We start from the raw sequence: 17090 nt of genomic DNA on the forward strand, positions 1-17090 counted from the left end.
CCTTTCTTACTCTTCTGGAGCTTCTGCTACTTCAGTTGGTTCTTCTTCGGCTTTTTCAACTTCTTCGCTGGCTTCTCCCTGTTTCGCTTCCAGTACAGCATCAGCCATCTTAGCAGTAAGAAGTTTTACGGCACGAATGGCATCATCGTTAGCCGGAATCACATAATCCACTTCATCGGGATCACAGTTAGTATCGACCATGGCGATGACAGGTATATTTAGTTTGCGCGCTTCTGCAACAGCAATACGTTCTTTGCGCGGATCCACGACAAAAATCGCATCAGGTAGATCTTCCATGTCTTTAATCCCGCCAAGAAATTTTTCAAGGCGCTCTTTTTCCTTCATAATTTGGACTACTTCTTTTTTAGGAAGAACATCAAATGTACCGTCTTCCTCCATGCGTTCAATATCTTTCAGACGCTGAATACGCTTTTTGATGGTCTGGAAGTTGGTCAATGTTCCGCCAAGCCAGCGCTGATTCACAAAAAACATGCCAGCACGGGTTGCTTCTTCCTTGATCGTATCCTGAGCCTGTTTTTTCGTACCAACGAAAAGAATATTACCGCCATCAGCAGCCAGATCCTTCACGAACTGGTACGCTTCCTCTACCTTTTTTACGGTTTTTTGCAGATCAATGATATAAATGCCGTTTCTTTCCGTAAAGATGTACTTTTTCATCTTCGGATTCCAGCGGCGTGTCTGATGTCCAAAATGGACACCTGCTTCCAACAATTGCTTCATAGAGATAACTGACATAACTTTATTCCTCCTGTATGGTTTTTTCCTCCGTCTGCTTCATGTTTCACTCAGGGACCCGCCGAAAGGCAAGCACCTCCTGTGAAATCCACAAACGTGTGTATTGACACCAAAAGTTAATATATCATATGGAAAAATTGTAATCAAGAAAAATTCGTGAATCAGGTGTAAAATTTGACAATGAGTTCAATTTCGGTTTTCCCTTTATTTAATTTTTGGGCAATTTCTTCAATACTATACCCCTGATGATACAATTGGAGAGCCATTGATTGATAAGATGGCTGTTCATATTGAACAGGATCCTCCGTGATCAGTTTCTCAGGATCATATCGGGATTCATCTTTGTTTTCTTCAGTCCGTTCATGAGGATGATTCTCGCTTTTCTCCTGTATGCTGGTTTCTGCAGAAATGTTATTGATCTCTTCAAATGAACGTTTGTTCTTTTGTTTTTTATCATTTAACAATTTTATCAGTTTTTCATTTTCATCTTTTAATTCAAGCAAATAGGACTGAAAAAGATCTTCCATTTCCCGAATGGTTTTTTGAAGCTGCCTCTCATCAGCCGATGACACCTGAGTCTGTCTGTATATATAGATCAAAAACATAAAAGTGATCCCGTGAAGCATCAGGCTGAAAATCACTAAAAAGGTATCCATATCATCCCTACTTTTCTTTATCTTGTAAAATCAATATGTTTTCCCAAATATGGATGCGGCATGCCGTGGGAATGCGGTTTACTTTTTTTGGATTGAGGCGATTTTGAAGGAATAGACTGTTTCTTTTCTTCATCTTTTTGAATCAAAGCCTGTTCTTTCTGATTTGTTTCCGAAATTTTTTTGCGTTTTAATTCCTCCTGCATCAGCTGTGTCTGAGCCAGCATATCCTGAACATTCTGGCCCTTCTGCTGCATTTGTTCCTGCATTTTTCCGGCATCCTGTGTTCTTGGAAGTGCAATTTGCATCTCGACGGCTCTCCAGCTCATTCAACATCACTTCCTTAAAAGGAATTATAACACCGTGATTCGGACGTCATTATCCTCAAAACGGACAATCACATGCTGATGGGTTTTGTGTATGGTTTTATGATATTTGCCATGAATAATTTCAACATTGGGGTATAAAATTCCTTGTACTACAATTTTATGATTTCTATTTGATTCCACTTCTTCCTTCATCTGTTCCAGGTCATCCTCAACATCCAGCAGCTCGGATCTGACCGTTTCCAGTGAATGCCGCTGACGGATCAATAAAAGTTTTTCCTTTTCATTTAAGGATGAAACGGCTTCTTTTTGTTTAAGTCTTTCTCCTAAAATTGTAAGCTTCTTAATGGATTCTTTCAACTCTTCACGTTTTTGTTCCAGTTCACTTAGCCTGGTCTGGACCTTTTTGTTACTCCCGATAAATAACTGGGTTTTTGTGCTCAGGCGGTTTCCGATATCTTTTGCCTCGATTTGCTTGCCTGCTGAGAGAGACCCGCCAATAATATTCCCTTTCTGGCAAAAAATGCTGTCTTTTGCAATACATTCACTATGAATGATGGAATTTTCGACAAAAATATCTCTGCCTGCCTCGATATTTCCCTGGTTAATATACCCGGCATGTACATCTAGTCCCGCTTTGACGTGCCCTTTTTTTAATCCGGCAACACCTTCACTTATAAAAATGGACCCTCCAGCTTTCAATGTCGCCGCTTCCACTAATCCAAAAATTCGGATATCCCCTTTTGCTTGAATCGTAAAACCGGTTGGAACATTTCCGCGAATGACGATCGAACCGATGAAATCGAGATTCCCTGTCTTCATATCTAAATCACCGTTTACTTCGTAGACGGGTACAACCGAAATCATGTTCCCCCTAAGATGAACCTGACCGTCAGTGGTAGCGTATACCGCGTTGTCATTTGAGTTTAGCTCCGTATTTTTTCCGGGACGCAAAAGTGGAATCTTTCCTTTTTTAGGCAATAGTGTTTTCCCAAATATATTTTTACCCGCCATCCCTTCTTGAGGCGGTACAATGGTGGCTAGTTTTTCTCCCTTTTTTGTGGAAGGAATTTTCATTATTTCTCTGAAATTGATCTGATCTTTGTCCGATTGATCAGCCAGAGCGGACGTATTCAAATCTTTTTCATAAATAATTTTCCCGTCTTTCCCGTCTACAGGCGGCAGCCCCCGGGCAATAGTTACCGGAAAATCACTTTTTTTCAGCCCGTTTGCGATATTTTCTGCCATTTCTTCGTCAATGCCATAAACAATCTTGTTTTTCGATAGTTCTTTGATGAGATCTTCTTTTGTGAAAGAAAGCTGATCATAATTTCCCTTCACCAGATGCAGTTTGGCTTCCATATAATCAGAACGGATTTCAATTTCAAAAAATTCATTAAAATTCTGAATGTGGGTCAATTTCGTCACCTCACAGACGTTGAATCAACTCGTTAAAAGTTGGCTAAAATTTTCCTTAATTTAAATATAGCACGGCTATGTATTTGTGATATTCGGGAAGTAGACAAATTCATGACATTTCCGATTTCAGTCAGGGTTAACTCCTCTTTATAGAACAAACTCACAACCATTTGCTCTTTTTCATTTAATGTTTGAATCGCCTTGGATAACTCTTTAATAGTTTCCTGTTTCACCAGGTAATCCTCTGGCATAGCGGCTTTTTCATCAGAAATGGTATAGCCTAGCCCTTCTGATTTTTGGTCATCCTGGTCGTCATTTTTTTCTTCAATAGATAAAACATTGGCAAACAATGAATCTTTCATAATCTCTTCCACTTCTTTTTCATCCATGTCTGCCTCACTTGCTATTTCTCTGGCACTGGGCGTCCGGTTCAATTTCTGTTCTAGATTTTCTGCAATGGCTTCTATTTTCTTCGTTTTGTCCCGTATGGAACGTGGCAGCCAGTCCTCTTTTCTTAAACCGTCCATAATGGCACCGCGAATCCGGAATGATGCATATGTGTCAAATTTTAAATCTCTGTCTAAGTCGAACTTTTCAATCGCATCCACCAGTCCCATAAAACCGAGGGACGTGATCTCCTGTTTATTCACATTATTCGGGAGATGTGCGGATATCCGCTGAACATGGTACTGCACAAGGGGCATGTAATGCTTGACCAGTTCATTTCCGGCTTCCTGATCCCTTGTTCTTTTCCATTTCAGCCACAAATTCTGTAATTGAGGAGCAGAATCTTTCAATCTTCATACCTCCTCGGATGAGGTTCAAAAATTATTCTGTATGTTTATCATGGTTCATGAAATTGCGCAGTGCCTGAGCTGTGCGTTCGGCATCCTGTTCGGAAAATTGTTCCTGGCTTTCAGCTTCACTGTTGTCAGAACGATTTCCGGTTTCCCCTGTCTCCGATACCTCTTCATTCTGTCCGGGATCGTTTTCATTCAGCATTTCAGATGATTGGGTCGGCTGCTTGCCGGAAATATAACCCAAGCCCCAGCGTACGACATACGTCACAAAAAAAACAATAACCATGATTAAGCCGCTTCGAAAAAATGAAGTCGTGAGTGAATTAACCTGAATTGAAAGAAAAAACACATATATTCCTGTTATTATTGCTGCAATCACATTCCAAATCATTGTTCCTGCCATGATCAAATATCCTTTACTCCTAAATTTACTGTTCGAATGTTTAACATCCCACTCTCCGGATTAAATTCAATCGTACGCCCGTTTCTTCCCCCTACATCTTCGGCTACAATTGGAATACGAAATCTTTCCAGCTGTTTTTTGACTGCTTCCACATTTCTTGGCCCAATCCTCATCATATCCCCTCCGCTTGAAAACTGGAACATCTGAGCTCCGCCCGCCATTTTCGCCTTCAAGGCATATTTTTTGGCACCTTCCTCAATCAGGATATCCAGAAGTTCCTTTATGGCAGTGTCTGCATATTTTGCCTTATTCAGAGCATTTCCTTTGGCCAGGGATGAATCTGGGAGCATGACGTGTGCCAGTCCTGCAAGGTGTTGATTTAAATCATAGATCACAACACCTACACAGGACCCTAAACCAGATGTTCTGATTACTCCCGGAGCTCTTACAATATTTAAATCAGCAATTCCTACTTTCACAACTTCCTTCAGTTTATTCATCTACATTGACTCCTAATGCTTGAAAGATCTTTTCAAATGAATCCGGATCAGGCAGTAGAAAAAAGTGTCCTCTAATTTTCCCTCTGTCACTGTTTTCTTCTTCAAGAATCGTATCGATTACGATAACATGATCAGATACCTGTGATAGTTCAATAAGTCCCATTGTCAGGATAGCCCCGGCCATATCAATCGAGGCAGATGGCACGGATGGCTGTAAGTTTAATCTGGTGAAATCCGATAAGGCTGACAAATAGGAACCAGATAAAATATTTCCCATTTCCAGAAATGCGGAGATTCCCATTTCTGAATATGGGGGCTCTTCAAAAGTAATGGTAGAGTCCCCGGTCATCAGTTGGACAAAATAGGATACCTGTTCAGGGGGAAGCACAAAAAACATGTTCCCAGGAGCTTCCCCTTCAATCCGAATGTAAACAGCTGCTACAACATGATCGCTTCCTCCGGCAAGTTCAACCATTTCATCATAAGTAGCAACCTGAACAGTAGGAATTTCCAGGTTTATTGTCCGATTTAATAACTGAGACAAAGCGGTAGCTGCGTTTCCGGCACCTATATTTCCCACTTCCTTCAGGATATCGAGATGAACCTGACTCAGTCTTTCAACAAAAGACATTTATGATGTTCCTTCCACAGTTTGAATTTGTTTTAATTCATCTTTTGACAGCACTTTATCCAGATTGAGAAGAATCAGCAAACGTTTATCCAGCTTCGCCACCCCATGAATGTAATCCGCTTCAACAGAACCGACTACCTCTGGAGGAGGTTCAATGGTGCTTTCAGGAATATCAATAACATCATTGGCACTGTCTACAATCATACCGACTTCTTTATCCGCAATATTTACGATGATGATCCTTGTACTTTCTGTATATTCCGTTATTTCTAGATCAAAACGTTCTCTTAAATCGATAATTGGAGTGACGACCCCCCTTAGATTGATCACCCCTTTGACAAACTCTGGTGTTCCTGGAACCCTTGTAATATTTTGCATACGCTCAATTGAACCTACATATTTGACAGGTACACCATATTCCTCTTCTTTTAACTGAAAGACAATCACTTTCATAAATTCTTCTGACATGTAAATTCCTCCTAATCTTATCATCATTTAATTAAAGCATTGGTATCAACAATTAACGCGACTTCCCCGTTTCCAAGTATCGTCGCTCCCGAGATGGCGAATACATTTGTTAAGTAATTGCCGAGGGATTTTAGAACGATTTCCTGCTGTCCAATAAATGAATCAACCACCATACCGGCCATCTTATCACCTTTGCGGACGATGACGATTGAATATAAATCGTCTTTTTCATCCTGCTCAACAGGCACTTCAAACACTTCTTTCAAATGTACGAGAGGAACCACTTTTCCTCTGAAATCAATGACCTCTTTGTTATGGGCATGCATGATATCTTCTTTTTTCACAATGGCCGTCTCAATGATGGATGAAAGAGGGATTGCATATCTTTCATCTGCCACATCCACCAGCATGACTGATATAATCGATAGAGTCAGTGGAAGCTGGATCGAAAACAGGGATCCTTCATCTGGCCTGGAGTCAATGGTAATGGAACCACCCAGGGACTCAATCGTATTTTTGACTACATCAAGGCCGACGCCCCGTCCTGAAACATCTGATATTTTGTCAGCAGTTGAAAATCCGCTGGCCATGATTAATTCGTAGATTTGTTGATCAGTCATGCTCTGACTTTGTTCAGCGGTGATTACTCCATTTTGAATGGCTTTGTGGATGACTTTTTCTTTATTAATGCCCTGACCGTCATCCTCAATCTCAACATATACGTGATTTCCGCTGTGGTAAGCCTTAAGTTTTAACGTCCCCTGCTCAGGCTTCCCTTTTTTCGCCCGTTCCTCAGGGGTTTCAATTCCATGGTCCAGTGCGTTTCGAATCAGGTGGACGAGTGGATCACCTATTTCGTCAATGACCGTGCGATCCAGTTCAGTTTCCTGACCGGTAATCTGAAAGTCGACTTTTTTGTTTAAGTCGCGGGCAAGTTGCCTGACCATACGCGGGAAACGGTTAAACACTTGTTCAATCGGAACCATGCGCATCGTCAGAATAATATTTTGGAGATCACTTGAAATACGGGACATACGTTCAACCGTTTCTTTCAAATCGTTATGATTCAGCTCATAAGATATCTGTTCAAGTCGTCCCCGGTCAATGACAAGTTCCTCAAATAAATTCATGAGTACATCCAGGCGATCAATGTTCACTCTGATGGTTTTACTCACAGATTTCTTCTTCGCATCTTTTTGTGTTTTCGGCGATTTTGTATTTGTTTGTGGATGGTCTCCTGTTTCTTCCTTTTTCATCTGTGCTTTTTGTTCTGCACTCTTCTCTTGTTTTTTCGATTCCATGTACTGATTGACATTAAACGCATTTACTTCTACACGTTCAATTTCTGAAACTTTCATGATGCGCTTGTACACATCGTCCCTTGACTCTTTTGTTACAAGAAGGACATCAAAATCATAATCAAACTTTTCTTCTTCCAGATCTTCTACAGAAGGAATCGACTTGATCACTTCACCTACCTGTTCAAGGATTTCAAACACCATGTATACCCTGGCAGCCTTTAATAAACAGTCTTCCCTGAGTTCCACATGAATGTGAAAATTGTTAAAATGTCTTTCTCTGGACTCCTGAAGGACGGTTAATTCAAACTCATCTAAATTGTTAAAGGGCAAATCCGTTCCCAATTCTGCTTCCAGAATCTGCTCACTGGAAGCAGCCACTTCCGCCTGATTTTCCTCTTGTGGCACTTCTCCTTTTTCAATTTGCAGCAGCTTTTCCACAATATTCTTAACGTCTTTTTTTCCGTCTCCGCCTTCAGCGATATCAAATATAATTTCCTCAAGATATTCCACGGCTTCAAAAACAATATCAAGCATATTCGAATCAACCTGTATCTTTTCATTGCGTACAGCATCCAGAACGTTTTCCATTTTATGGGTCAAATTGGCCAGATCTTCAAAGCCCATTGTAGCTGACATACCCTTCAGTGTATGAGCAGAACGAAAAATTTCCTGTACTATGGATAATTCAGCAGGGTTTTTTTCCAGTTCAAGCAGCTGGTCATTCATCGCCTGCAAATGTTCCTTGCTTTCGTCAATAAACACTTCAAGATATTGATTATTTTCCATATTCATTCCCCCTAATTTTCCATTGCCTTAAGGATAGATTGACTGATGTCCTGTATAGGTGAAACTTGATTGACAAGTCCAGTTTGAATCGCTGACTTTGGCATTCCAAATACAACAGAAGTTTCACTTGCCTCAGCGATAGCGATCGTGCCGGGGTCCTCTTGCTTAACGACCTGCATTCCATGTGTACCATCAGAACCCATTCCAGTAAGGACAACGAGAATTTTTTTGTAGCCATGTAATGTGCTGATAGATTCAAATAACGCATCAACCGATGGCCTATGTCCTCTTATTGGCTGATCTTTGGTGATATTTGCTGCTAAAGACATCCCGATTTTTTTCACCTTCATGTGGAAATCCCCAGGTGCTATGTATGCCGTTCCCTTTTGCAGTAGTTCTCCGTGTTCTGCTTCTTTTATGGTAATTGCAGAAAGCTTGTCCAGACGTTCAGCAAGTGATTTTGTGAATTTTGGAGGCATGTGCTGAACGATTACAAGAGGGGCTGGAAAATCGGCTGGCAACTGGGTTAAAACCTGTTGCAACGCCCTGGGCCCCCCTGTTGAAACCCCAATGGCAACAATCGTTTTCCTATTCTCTTTATTGGCTTTAGTCTGGACTGTCAGCGGTAAAGGGGAGGGGGGTTCGGTTAGTTCATTTCCTTTGCTCATTGATGCTATATTGGCCGAAGCAGCTTCCCTCACCTTGCGAACAATCGATTCCTTGATTTTCTCTATATCTAACGAAATGGGGCCAGATGGTTTTTGAATAAAATCCACTGCACCGAATTGCAGAGCCTTTAATGTAGTCTCTGCTCCCTCCTGTGTAAGACTCGAAAGCATAACGACGGGTAATGGATTCCGGTCCATGATATTTTTGAGAGCCGTTAATCCATCCATAATCGGCATTTCGATATCCAGTGTGATCACATCAGGTGATAATTTTTCCATTTTATCTATGCCATCTTTTCCATTTCGGGCTGTTCCGATCACTTCAATAAATGGGTCGCTGTTTAATATATCGGATATCATCTTGCGCATAAAAGCAGAGTCATCTACAACGAGTACTTTAATTCTGTTCACTGTTAATCTACCTTTCTAGTAAAGACCGCCTTCAGTCTGCTGATAAAACCAAATGGTGCTGTTTTTTCATGTGTAGATCCTCCTGTATAATGTGACACAACTTCCAGAAGAGACTGGCTGACATGGCTTCTGCCGTTATATAAAATAAATGGTGTCTGTCTCTGGACTGCCTGTACAACATGTTTATCATCGGGCAAAATCCCTAATAAATCGATTTTTTTATTCAGAAATTGCTCTACGGCCAGGGCCAGGCGCTCGTAAGCCTGTTCACCGTCTCTGGTTGATGTTGCCCGGTTGACCATGATATGCATAGGAAGATCGTGTCTTCTGGAACAAATAAACTTAATGACTGAATAGGCATCCATAATCGAAGTCGGTTCTGTTGTTGTGATTACAAAACATTCATGTGCTGCAAGAACAAAATTCAAGTGAGTCGTACTCATCCCTGCTCCCATATCAAAAATAATATAATCGTATTCAAACATCAGATTTTGCAGCTGCTGCAGAAAAATTGCAAATGCCGATTTTTCCATATTGAAAAATTCGGTTAACCCGCTTCCAGCAGCCACATAGGACAGGGACTCAGGCCCTTTTTCAATGACATCCTGAATGGTCAATGATTCCTCAAACATATGAACAATTGTTTTTTTAGGCGTCAGCCCTAAGAGGATATCGATGTTTCCCATTCCAATATCAAGATCGAAAAGGAGCACTTTCTTTTTTTTCTGTGACAGGCTGATGGCAAAATTCAGGGCAAAATTTGATTTTCCAACCCCTCCTTTTCCGCTGACTACAGCAATCGTTCTGGCTTCTTTCTGGTTTTGTAGGCGGCTGATCATATTTCGTAGTTTTTGTGCCTGATCATTCATTGTCAAGCTCACCAACCAGAGTAGAGACGAAATTTTCTTGATTTGCCTCTATTATATCATCGGGTACATCCTGGCCATTTGTTAGATAAGCAACGCCTACTTGTTTGTCGGTGATCAGGTTAAACATAACCCCATACTGGGATGTTTCATCAATTTTGGTAAATATGATTTTATGTATGGGCAGGTCAGAAAATTGGTTAAAGATTTTTTCAAGGTCTCTGGATTTTGAAGTAACGGAAAGTACGATGTGAATTTCATCGTCTGGCTGAAACTGGTTGATTTCTTTCACTTGCTGTATATACTTCGGATCCAGGTAGTTTCTTCCTGCCGTATCGACTAAAATCAAATCATAATGTCGAAACTGATTTCGGGCCTTTTCAAAATCCTTTCGGTTATAGGCTACTTCAATTGGAACGTTTAAAATTTTTGCATATGTTTTTAATTGCTCCACCGCTGCAATTCGATACGTATCGGTTGTGATCAGGGCAACCTGTTTTTTATCCTTTAACACGGCTTCTGCAGCAATTTTGGCAATGGTGGTTGTTTTCCCAACACCTGTCGGACCCAGTAGGTGGATCACCTTTTTATTAGTTGTTCTGCCAAAAGGAAGGGGAGCAACGTATTCCATCAGTTCGTCATGCAGCCATTCTTTTAACCTTTTTTTATCGATTGCTTTTCCATTTGCATAATATTTTTCAACGAGATTGCCTGCGATCTTTGCTGCTTTTTCTTTTTGCACTTCCTGATCGATTAAATAATGATAGACATTCCGGATTGGGGCCGGATATAGATCTTCACTATATCCTTTCTTTTCATTCAAAAATTGTTTCAGTTCCTTTATTTCTTTCAAAATTTGCCCTTCCATTCCGCTTTCATCTTTTCGACCAGTACCTGTCCTGTATCTTGTAGGAGGGTTGGTTTCAAATGCCGCTATATTTCTGCTTGAAGCCGGCTTTCTGTCCTTGAGGGGTGAGGGGTCAGTTGCGGCAATGACTTCTATATTCTTTTTTCGAAAAATGCCTAAAAAGCCTCTTTTATGTACCACTCTGGAATTTAAAATCACCGCATTCTTTCCCATTTCTTTTCTTACCTGTTTCATTGCATCGGGCATCGTTGAAGCTGTAAATTTTTTTACTTTCATGCTACATTCACCACCCCTATACTTTGCACTTCAAGTTCTGGTTCCAGTTCATTGTAGGACAGAACAACTACCTGCGGGAAAAAACGCTCAATCAAGTGTTTGAAATACATCCGAATCGTCGGCGAACAAAGAATGATCGGCGTTTCTTCCTTCATGGAAATGGCCTCCACTTGCTGATGAACAGCCTGGATGATTTTCTGCTGGGTATCAGGATCCAGGGATAAATAGCTTCCATGTTCAGTCTGCTGAACGTGATCGGCTATCATTTTTTCCACTTGACTCGAAACCGTTATCACTTTTAACTGGTTTTGGCCATCGGCATACTGTTTCGAGATCTGTGAAGAAAGTGACTGACGCACGTATTCGGTTAAAAGATCGGTATCGGTCGTCAGTTTGCCATAGTCTGCCAGGGTCTCAAAAATGACCGGAAGATTTCGAATCGATACTTGTTCTTTCAATAATTTCCCGAGCACTTTTTGAATATCTCCTACAGAGAGGGGCTCTGGTGTGACTTCCTCTACCAGAATCGGATAACTTTCCTTCAGATGATCGATAAGTTGTTTCGTTTCCTGACGTCCCAGCAACTCATGGGCATGTTTTTTAATCATTTCCGTGATATGGGTTGATACTACAGAAGGCGGATCAACCACTGTATATCCGGACATTTCCGCTTCATCTTTTTGATCTTCACTAACCCACTTTGCAGGTAGACCGAAAGCGGGTTCTTCCGTATCGATTCCTTCAATGAGATCCTCTTCAATCCCGGGACCCATCACTAAAAGATGATCCATGTAAAGCTCGCCTCTTGCGACCTCATTTCCTTTAATTTTTAAACGATACTCATTCGGATTTAACTGTATATTGTCCCGAATACGAACCACAGGTACTACCACGCCCAATTCAAGGGCAAGCTGTCTTCTGATCATTACGATCCTGTCCAGCAAATCCCCGCCCTGACTCGTATCTGCGAGAGGGATAAGAGCATATCCAAATTCAAACTCAATCGGATCCATATCGATAAGCTGAACCACATTCTCTGGTGTGTTCATATCTCTTGTTTCCGGTTCTTCTTGCTGTTCCAGAGAAAGCTCTTCCTGCTTTTCCATCGCTCGATTCAGCCAGAATCCGCCGGCAGCAAGGACAGACGAAATCATCAGGGTCAGCCCAAAGTTAATAGGGGTTAATCCAAGGAGAAAGATGGTTCCGGCTGCAATGTATAGTAGTTTAGGATAACGGAGTAGCTGTCTTGTAACATCCTGTCCAAGGCTACCATCTGAAGCAGCCCGTGTGACAACTATTCCCGTTGCCGTGGAAATCAGAAGTGCAGGAATTTGGGAAACAAGTCCATCTCCAACCGTCAGGCGCATATATGTATCAACAGCTTCGCCAAAGGACATGCCTAACTGAATGGTACCAATGATTAATCCAAATAAAATATTTACAAGTACGATAATAATCCCGGCAATGGCATCCCCTTTGACAAATTTGCTGGCACCATCCATGGCTCCATAAAAATCTGCTTCCTGTTCAATTTTCTCTCTGCGCTTTTTTGCGTCCTGTTCAGATATTAATCCCGCATTCAAATCTGCATCTATGCTCATCTGTTTACCAGGCATAGCATCCAGGGTAAAGCGTGCTGCAACTTCAGAAACCCGTTCTGCTCCTTTCGTGATGACAACGAACTGTATAATCACAAGAATTAAAAAGATCACAAACCCGACAAGAGGACTGCTCCCAATGACAAAACTTCCAAAGGTGTCAATTACGTTACCTGCATCTGCTTCAGATAAGATTGATCTGGTCGTCGAAACATTTAAACCGAGTCTAAACAGTGTAAGCAGCAATAAGAGGGAAGGGAAAATGGAAAAATCCAGCGCCTCTTTTGTATTCATAGATACCAAAATGACGATTAGAGCCAGTGTAATATTGATCAGTATCAAAATACTCAACAGCCATCCCGGCAAAGGAATAACAAGCATGATAATGATTAAAATGACTCCAAACAATACCGATAAATCTCTTGCTGCCATTTAAACACATCTCCCTCTATTGCGTAACATTTCGATTCTCCATTCGGTAGACATAGGCAAGGACTTCAGCCACAGCCTGATAAAACTGTTCATGAATTTCTTCGCCTATTTCCACATCCTGATACAATGACCTGGCAAGCTGACGGTTTTCAATGATGGCTACATCATGGGCTTTTGCAATTTGCCGAATTTTTAATGCAAGATAGTCGACACCCTTGGCAACAACATAAGGTGCATCAGACAGTTCTTCATCATATTTGATGGCAACCGCATAATGAGTGGGGTTGGTAATTACAACATCTGCTTCGGGAATTTCACTCATCATGCGCCTCATTGCCATTTGTCTCTGTCTTTCTTTTATTTTCGACTTAATTTGCGGATCCCCTTCAATATTTTTATGTTCATCCTTGATATCCTGTTTAGACATTCGGATGTTTTTTTCATAATCGTAGCGCTGATATGCGTAATCCAGAACGGATAACACTAGAAGAGCCAATGAAGCTGCAATTCCCATCGCGAGTGTTGTTTCCCCAAAAAACCGAATAGACTGATCGGCACTTTTAAGTGCCAGCATCATCATGTCATCCTTGCTGATCCAGAGGATAAAAAAGGTAACAAAACCGATAATCGTTATTTTCAGCAGTGATTTGACAAGTTCAACAAGTGCCCTCAGAGAAAAGATCCGCTTTGCTCCTTTGATTGGGTCAATTTTTTTTAGATCAAATTTTAGCGGTTCAGTCGTAAACAAAAATCCGATTTGTAATACATTTGCCCCGGCTGCCGCTGCCATCGCAACAACCATAATGGGGGCCAGAACCTTCATGGTTTCTCCAGTTGCCTCAATTAAAATATCCTGTAAAACGGGAAATGTAACGTCCCGGTGGATATATTCAGTAAAACTGGTAACATAAAGCCCGGTAAAAGCATTTTTTAAAAACTCTCCCATAAAAATGAGAAGGATAAAAACCATTAACAATAAGATAGCTGTATTCACATCCTGGCTCTTTGCTACCTGTCCTTTTTTTCTGCTGTCCCGACGCTTTTTTGGTGTAGCCTTTTCCGTTTTTTCCTGGGCGAAAAATTGTAAGTCCAGGGTTAGAAGCTTCATGTGTTAAGCGCCCCCAATAATATTCATCAGATCCCTCATCGCAATCAATAACGTTTCAAAAAGGTTTCGAATAGCAGTGAAATAAATCCCCATAAATAAAAGGATGACGATAAAACTGACTAAAATTTTCAAAGGCAGTCCTACTACAAATACGTTCAGCTGCGGAACAGTTCGGGCAATAATTCCAAGAGCCACATCTACTAAAAAGAGTGTGCCTACAATGGGAACAGCCATCTGGAAAGCTACTACGAACATATGGTTAAATGTTTTGATCAAAAATGCTGGAATGGATGACTGTTCAAAAGGTATAAATTGATCAAGAGCAATATACTGATAACTGTAGAACACTCCGTCTAAAAGCAGATGATGGGCATCAACACTAATTAAAAACAGGATGACGATTGTATAATAATATTGACCAATTAGTGGGCTCTGTGCCCCTGTCTGGGGATCAATGACATTGGCAATGGCAAAACCCATCTGAAAATCGATAAAACCGCCTGCGATTTGTACAGCAGATAATATGAGATAGGCAATAAATCCAATAAATAAACCTACGAGAATTTCCTTTAACAGCAGAAGAAGATAGTTTCCGTCAATGACCAAAATCGGAATGTCAACGGTATAAAACATAATCCAGGCTAAAAACAGACCAAGGGCGATTTTGTGCCTTGTCGGGATATTCCGATACGAAAAAATTGGGAGCATCACAAAAAATGATGTGACCCGTGCAAAAATCAGCAAAAAACCCGGTAATCTGGCAAGATCAAGTAAATCCGTCATCTTGTCTATCCTATAACATTTGGAATGTTATGGAAAATCTTTAACGTAAAGTCAACCATTCGAACAAGCATCCACGGGCCAAAAAAAACAACTCCGACAAATACTGCAATAATTTTTGGGATAAAGGCCAGGGTTTGTTCCTGGATCTGGGTGGTTGCCTGGAATATAGAAACTAACAATCCAACTGCCAGAGCCAGGATTAATAATGGTCCAGTGATTAATAGCGTTACATATACACCCTGTTCTGCCAGTGAAATCACAAACTCACTTGTCACATTTAGCGCTCCCCTCTATGATTAAAAGCTTTCTAGTAAGGAATGGGTAATTAAATACCAGCCATCCACCAAGACAAACAGCAATATTTTAAACGGCAGTGAGATCATGACAGGAGGCAACATCATCATCCCCATGGACATAAGTACACTGGCTACAGCCATATCAATCACTAGAAATGGGACAAAAATCATAAATCCCATTTGAAAAGCTGTTTTCAACTCGCTGATGGCAAAAGCTGGAACAAGGGTTGTTAAAGGAATTTCAGCAATAGATTCCGGCCTCTCCATCTGGGCATAATCCATAAAAAGTGCTAAATCTTTTTGTCGGGTATGTTTGGCCATAAATTCCTTCATCGGCAGACTTGCACGGTCATAAGCTTCATCAAGGGTTATTTCATCAGTAAACAAAGGCTGTAAAGCTTCCTCGTTAATTTCATGAAAAGTTGGCGCCATGATAAAAAACGTTAAAAATAATGCTAAACCGATTAAAACTTGATTGGGTGGCATTTGCTGAGTCGCCAGGGATGTTCTAACAAAGGATAACACGATTACGATCCGTGCAAAGCTGGTCATTAAAATCAAAATACTGGGTGCCAGTGCCAAAACGGTCAATAAAAGCAATAATTTAATCGATGTGGCTAACGTATTCGGATCCGTTTCTGAAAATAACCCAACAAAATCACCCATATTAATCCTCTTTTCTGCTGTGGTAACGATCAATCACTTTCTCCCGCTCTTTTTTCATCGTCGTTAGTTCATGTTGAAAAAGTTTTTTGAACTGAGTCGTTGTGTCGTTTTCTACTTTATTCTTTTTATTCCACTTCCGGAAAAAGGATTGAAAGGTTTGATTGATTGATAGATTCGTTTGCTGATCATTCAAAAGGTCATGAATGGTTTCCTCATCAGAAATTTCTTTTAACAATGTGATATTGTCCCCTACACCCAGTGCATAAATGTTCTTGCCGATTCTGACAATCTGCACGGACTTGTTATTTCCAAGGGATATTCCACCCAGGTTTTCCAGTGTTCTGACTTGCTGATACATTTTTGTCCTTTTTTGCAAAAACTTTAACAAGAAATAAATCAACGCCAGAACAAGGACAAGAGCCAGAACCATTTTGATGATGTCAAATGTCAGGGACTGTTCACCTGTAGCTAATGATGTGTCTGTTTCCGATGTATCACCGGAATCTTGTTCCGAATTTACAAATGAACGGTCTTCTTCAAACATATCACTAACCCTGGCGTTTCCCGAAGTATCTGCATAGACTGGAGAAACAAGATCAAAAGTTAAAAGAAACACCAGGACATAACTGAAAAAACGTTTCATACATTTTCCCGCCTTATGCGTGGATGACTATGATCCTGTTTAGTCCATCGCTTTTTTTACTGCTTCCATGACACGATCCGCCTGAAAAGGTTTGACGATAAAGTCTTTTGCACCGGCCTGTATGGCGTCGATCACCATGGCCTGCTGTCCCATGGCTGAACACATGATTACTTTAGCCTGAGGATTCATTTCACGGATTTCTTTCAGCGCCGTAATTCCATCCTTCTCCGGCATGGTGATATCCATTGTCACAAGGTCCGGTGACAATTCTTCATATTTGGCAATAGCTTCATTTCCATCCTGCGCTTCTCCGACAACTTCAAATCCGTTTTTTTCTAAAATGTCTTTAATCATCATGCGCATAAATGCAGCATCGTCCACAATTAATACGGTTTTTGACATGATTAAGCCCTCCTATAATGGTTTTGCTAT

20 protein-coding genes are annotated in these 17090 nt (G+C 40.9%); all 20 read right to left on the minus strand.

Features of this window, described 5'->3' with window-relative positions; genetic code table 11:
* Window positions 1-6: 6 nt before the first annotated feature.
* Window positions 7-756 (minus strand): 30S ribosomal protein S2, encoded by a 750-nt coding sequence (gene rpsB, locus EDD68_RS00460; protein WP_132370044.1) that lies wholly within the window; start codon window positions 754-756, stop codon window positions 7-9.
* Window positions 757-917: 161 nt separating this feature from the next.
* On the minus strand, window positions 918-1412 hold the full coding sequence (locus tag EDD68_RS00465) for a DUF6115 domain-containing protein (RefSeq protein ID WP_132370046.1): 495 nt from the start codon (window positions 1410-1412) through the stop codon (window positions 918-920).
* Between the two features lie 17 nt (window positions 1413-1429).
* On the minus strand, window positions 1430-1738 hold the full coding sequence (locus EDD68_RS00470; RefSeq protein WP_132370048.1) for a hypothetical protein: 309 nt from the start codon (window positions 1736-1738) through the stop codon (window positions 1430-1432).
* Between the two features lie 24 nt (window positions 1739-1762).
* Window positions 1763-3154, minus strand: a complete 1392-nt coding sequence (locus EDD68_RS00475; protein ID WP_132370050.1) for a DUF342 domain-containing protein — start codon at window positions 3152-3154, stop codon at window positions 1763-1765.
* Window positions 3155-3186: 32 nt separating this feature from the next.
* Window positions 3187-3951: a FliA/WhiG family RNA polymerase sigma factor gene (locus tag EDD68_RS00480; protein ID WP_132370052.1), complete on the minus strand. Its 765-nt coding sequence runs from the start codon at window positions 3949-3951 to the stop codon at window positions 3187-3189.
* A 31-nt stretch (window positions 3952-3982) separates the two neighbouring features.
* Complete coding sequence (locus tag EDD68_RS00485) at window positions 3983-4222, minus strand: hypothetical protein (RefSeq protein ID WP_207902521.1); 240 nt, start codon at window positions 4220-4222, stop codon at window positions 3983-3985.
* A gap of 137 nt (window positions 4223-4359) precedes the next feature.
* The gene (locus EDD68_RS00490; protein ID WP_132370056.1) at window positions 4360-4857 is read right to left on the minus strand and encodes a chemotaxis protein CheD; all 498 of its coding nucleotides are present in this window, start codon (window positions 4855-4857) and stop codon (window positions 4360-4362) included.
* Window positions 4850-5488 carry a chemotaxis protein CheC gene (locus EDD68_RS00495; RefSeq protein WP_132370058.1) on the minus strand — a complete coding sequence of 213 codons (639 nt, stop codon included), beginning with the start codon at window positions 5486-5488 and terminating at the stop codon, window positions 4850-4852. The genes EDD68_RS00490 and EDD68_RS00495 overlap by 8 nt, the downstream gene beginning before the upstream one ends.
* Window positions 5489-5956: a chemotaxis protein CheW gene (locus tag EDD68_RS00500; RefSeq protein WP_132370060.1), complete on the minus strand. Its 468-nt coding sequence runs from the start codon at window positions 5954-5956 to the stop codon at window positions 5489-5491. It abuts the gene before it with no gap.
* A gap of 23 nt (window positions 5957-5979) precedes the next feature.
* Window positions 5980-8043 (minus strand): chemotaxis protein CheA, encoded by a 2064-nt coding sequence (locus tag EDD68_RS00505; RefSeq protein ID WP_132370062.1) that lies wholly within the window; start codon window positions 8041-8043, stop codon window positions 5980-5982.
* A gap of 11 nt (window positions 8044-8054) precedes the next feature.
* On the minus strand, window positions 8055-9122 hold the full coding sequence (locus EDD68_RS00510) for a protein-glutamate methylesterase/protein-glutamine glutaminase (protein ID WP_132370064.1): 1068 nt from the start codon (window positions 9120-9122) through the stop codon (window positions 8055-8057).
* Window positions 9123-9124: 2 nt separating this feature from the next.
* Entirely contained in the window at window positions 9125-9991 is an 867-nt protein-coding gene (locus EDD68_RS00515; protein WP_132370066.1) for a MinD/ParA family protein, read from the minus strand.
* The gene (flhF, locus tag EDD68_RS00520; protein WP_132370068.1) at window positions 9984-11132 is read right to left on the minus strand and encodes a flagellar biosynthesis GTPase FlhF; all 1149 of its coding nucleotides are present in this window, start codon (window positions 11130-11132) and stop codon (window positions 9984-9986) included. The genes EDD68_RS00515 and flhF overlap by 8 nt, the downstream gene beginning before the upstream one ends.
* Entirely contained in the window at window positions 11129-13162 is a 2034-nt protein-coding gene (flhA, locus tag EDD68_RS00525) for a flagellar biosynthesis protein FlhA (RefSeq protein WP_132370070.1), read from the minus strand. Before flhA ends, flhF begins: the two co-directional genes overlap by 4 nt.
* A 16-nt stretch (window positions 13163-13178) precedes the next feature.
* A complete protein-coding gene (gene flhB, locus EDD68_RS00530; RefSeq protein WP_132370072.1) occupies window positions 13179-14270 on the minus strand; it encodes a flagellar biosynthesis protein FlhB in 1092 nt (363 codons plus the stop codon).
* Between the two features lie 3 nt (window positions 14271-14273).
* Window positions 14274-15053 (minus strand): flagellar biosynthetic protein FliR, encoded by a 780-nt coding sequence (gene fliR, locus EDD68_RS00535; protein ID WP_132370074.1) that lies wholly within the window; start codon window positions 15051-15053, stop codon window positions 14274-14276.
* 5 nt (window positions 15054-15058) lie between these two features.
* Window positions 15059-15328, minus strand: a complete 270-nt coding sequence (gene fliQ / locus EDD68_RS00540) for a flagellar biosynthesis protein FliQ (RefSeq protein ID WP_132370076.1) — start codon at window positions 15326-15328, stop codon at window positions 15059-15061.
* A 21-nt stretch (window positions 15329-15349) separates the two neighbouring features.
* Entirely contained in the window at window positions 15350-16015 is a 666-nt protein-coding gene (fliP, locus tag EDD68_RS00545) for a flagellar type III secretion system pore protein FliP (protein WP_132370078.1), read from the minus strand.
* 1 nt (window position 16016) lies between these two features.
* A complete protein-coding gene (locus EDD68_RS00550; RefSeq protein ID WP_132370080.1) occupies window positions 16017-16658 on the minus strand; it encodes a flagellar biosynthetic protein FliO in 642 nt (213 codons plus the stop codon).
* Between the two features lie 39 nt (window positions 16659-16697).
* The gene (locus EDD68_RS00555) at window positions 16698-17060 is read right to left on the minus strand and encodes a response regulator (RefSeq protein ID WP_132370082.1); all 363 of its coding nucleotides are present in this window, start codon (window positions 17058-17060) and stop codon (window positions 16698-16700) included.
* Between the last annotated feature and the right edge of the window lie 30 nt (window positions 17061-17090).

The organism is Melghiribacillus thermohalophilus, assembly GCF_004342905.1.
Lineage (GTDB): Bacteria > Bacillota > Bacilli > Bacillales > Alkalibacillaceae > Melghiribacillus > Melghiribacillus thermohalophilus.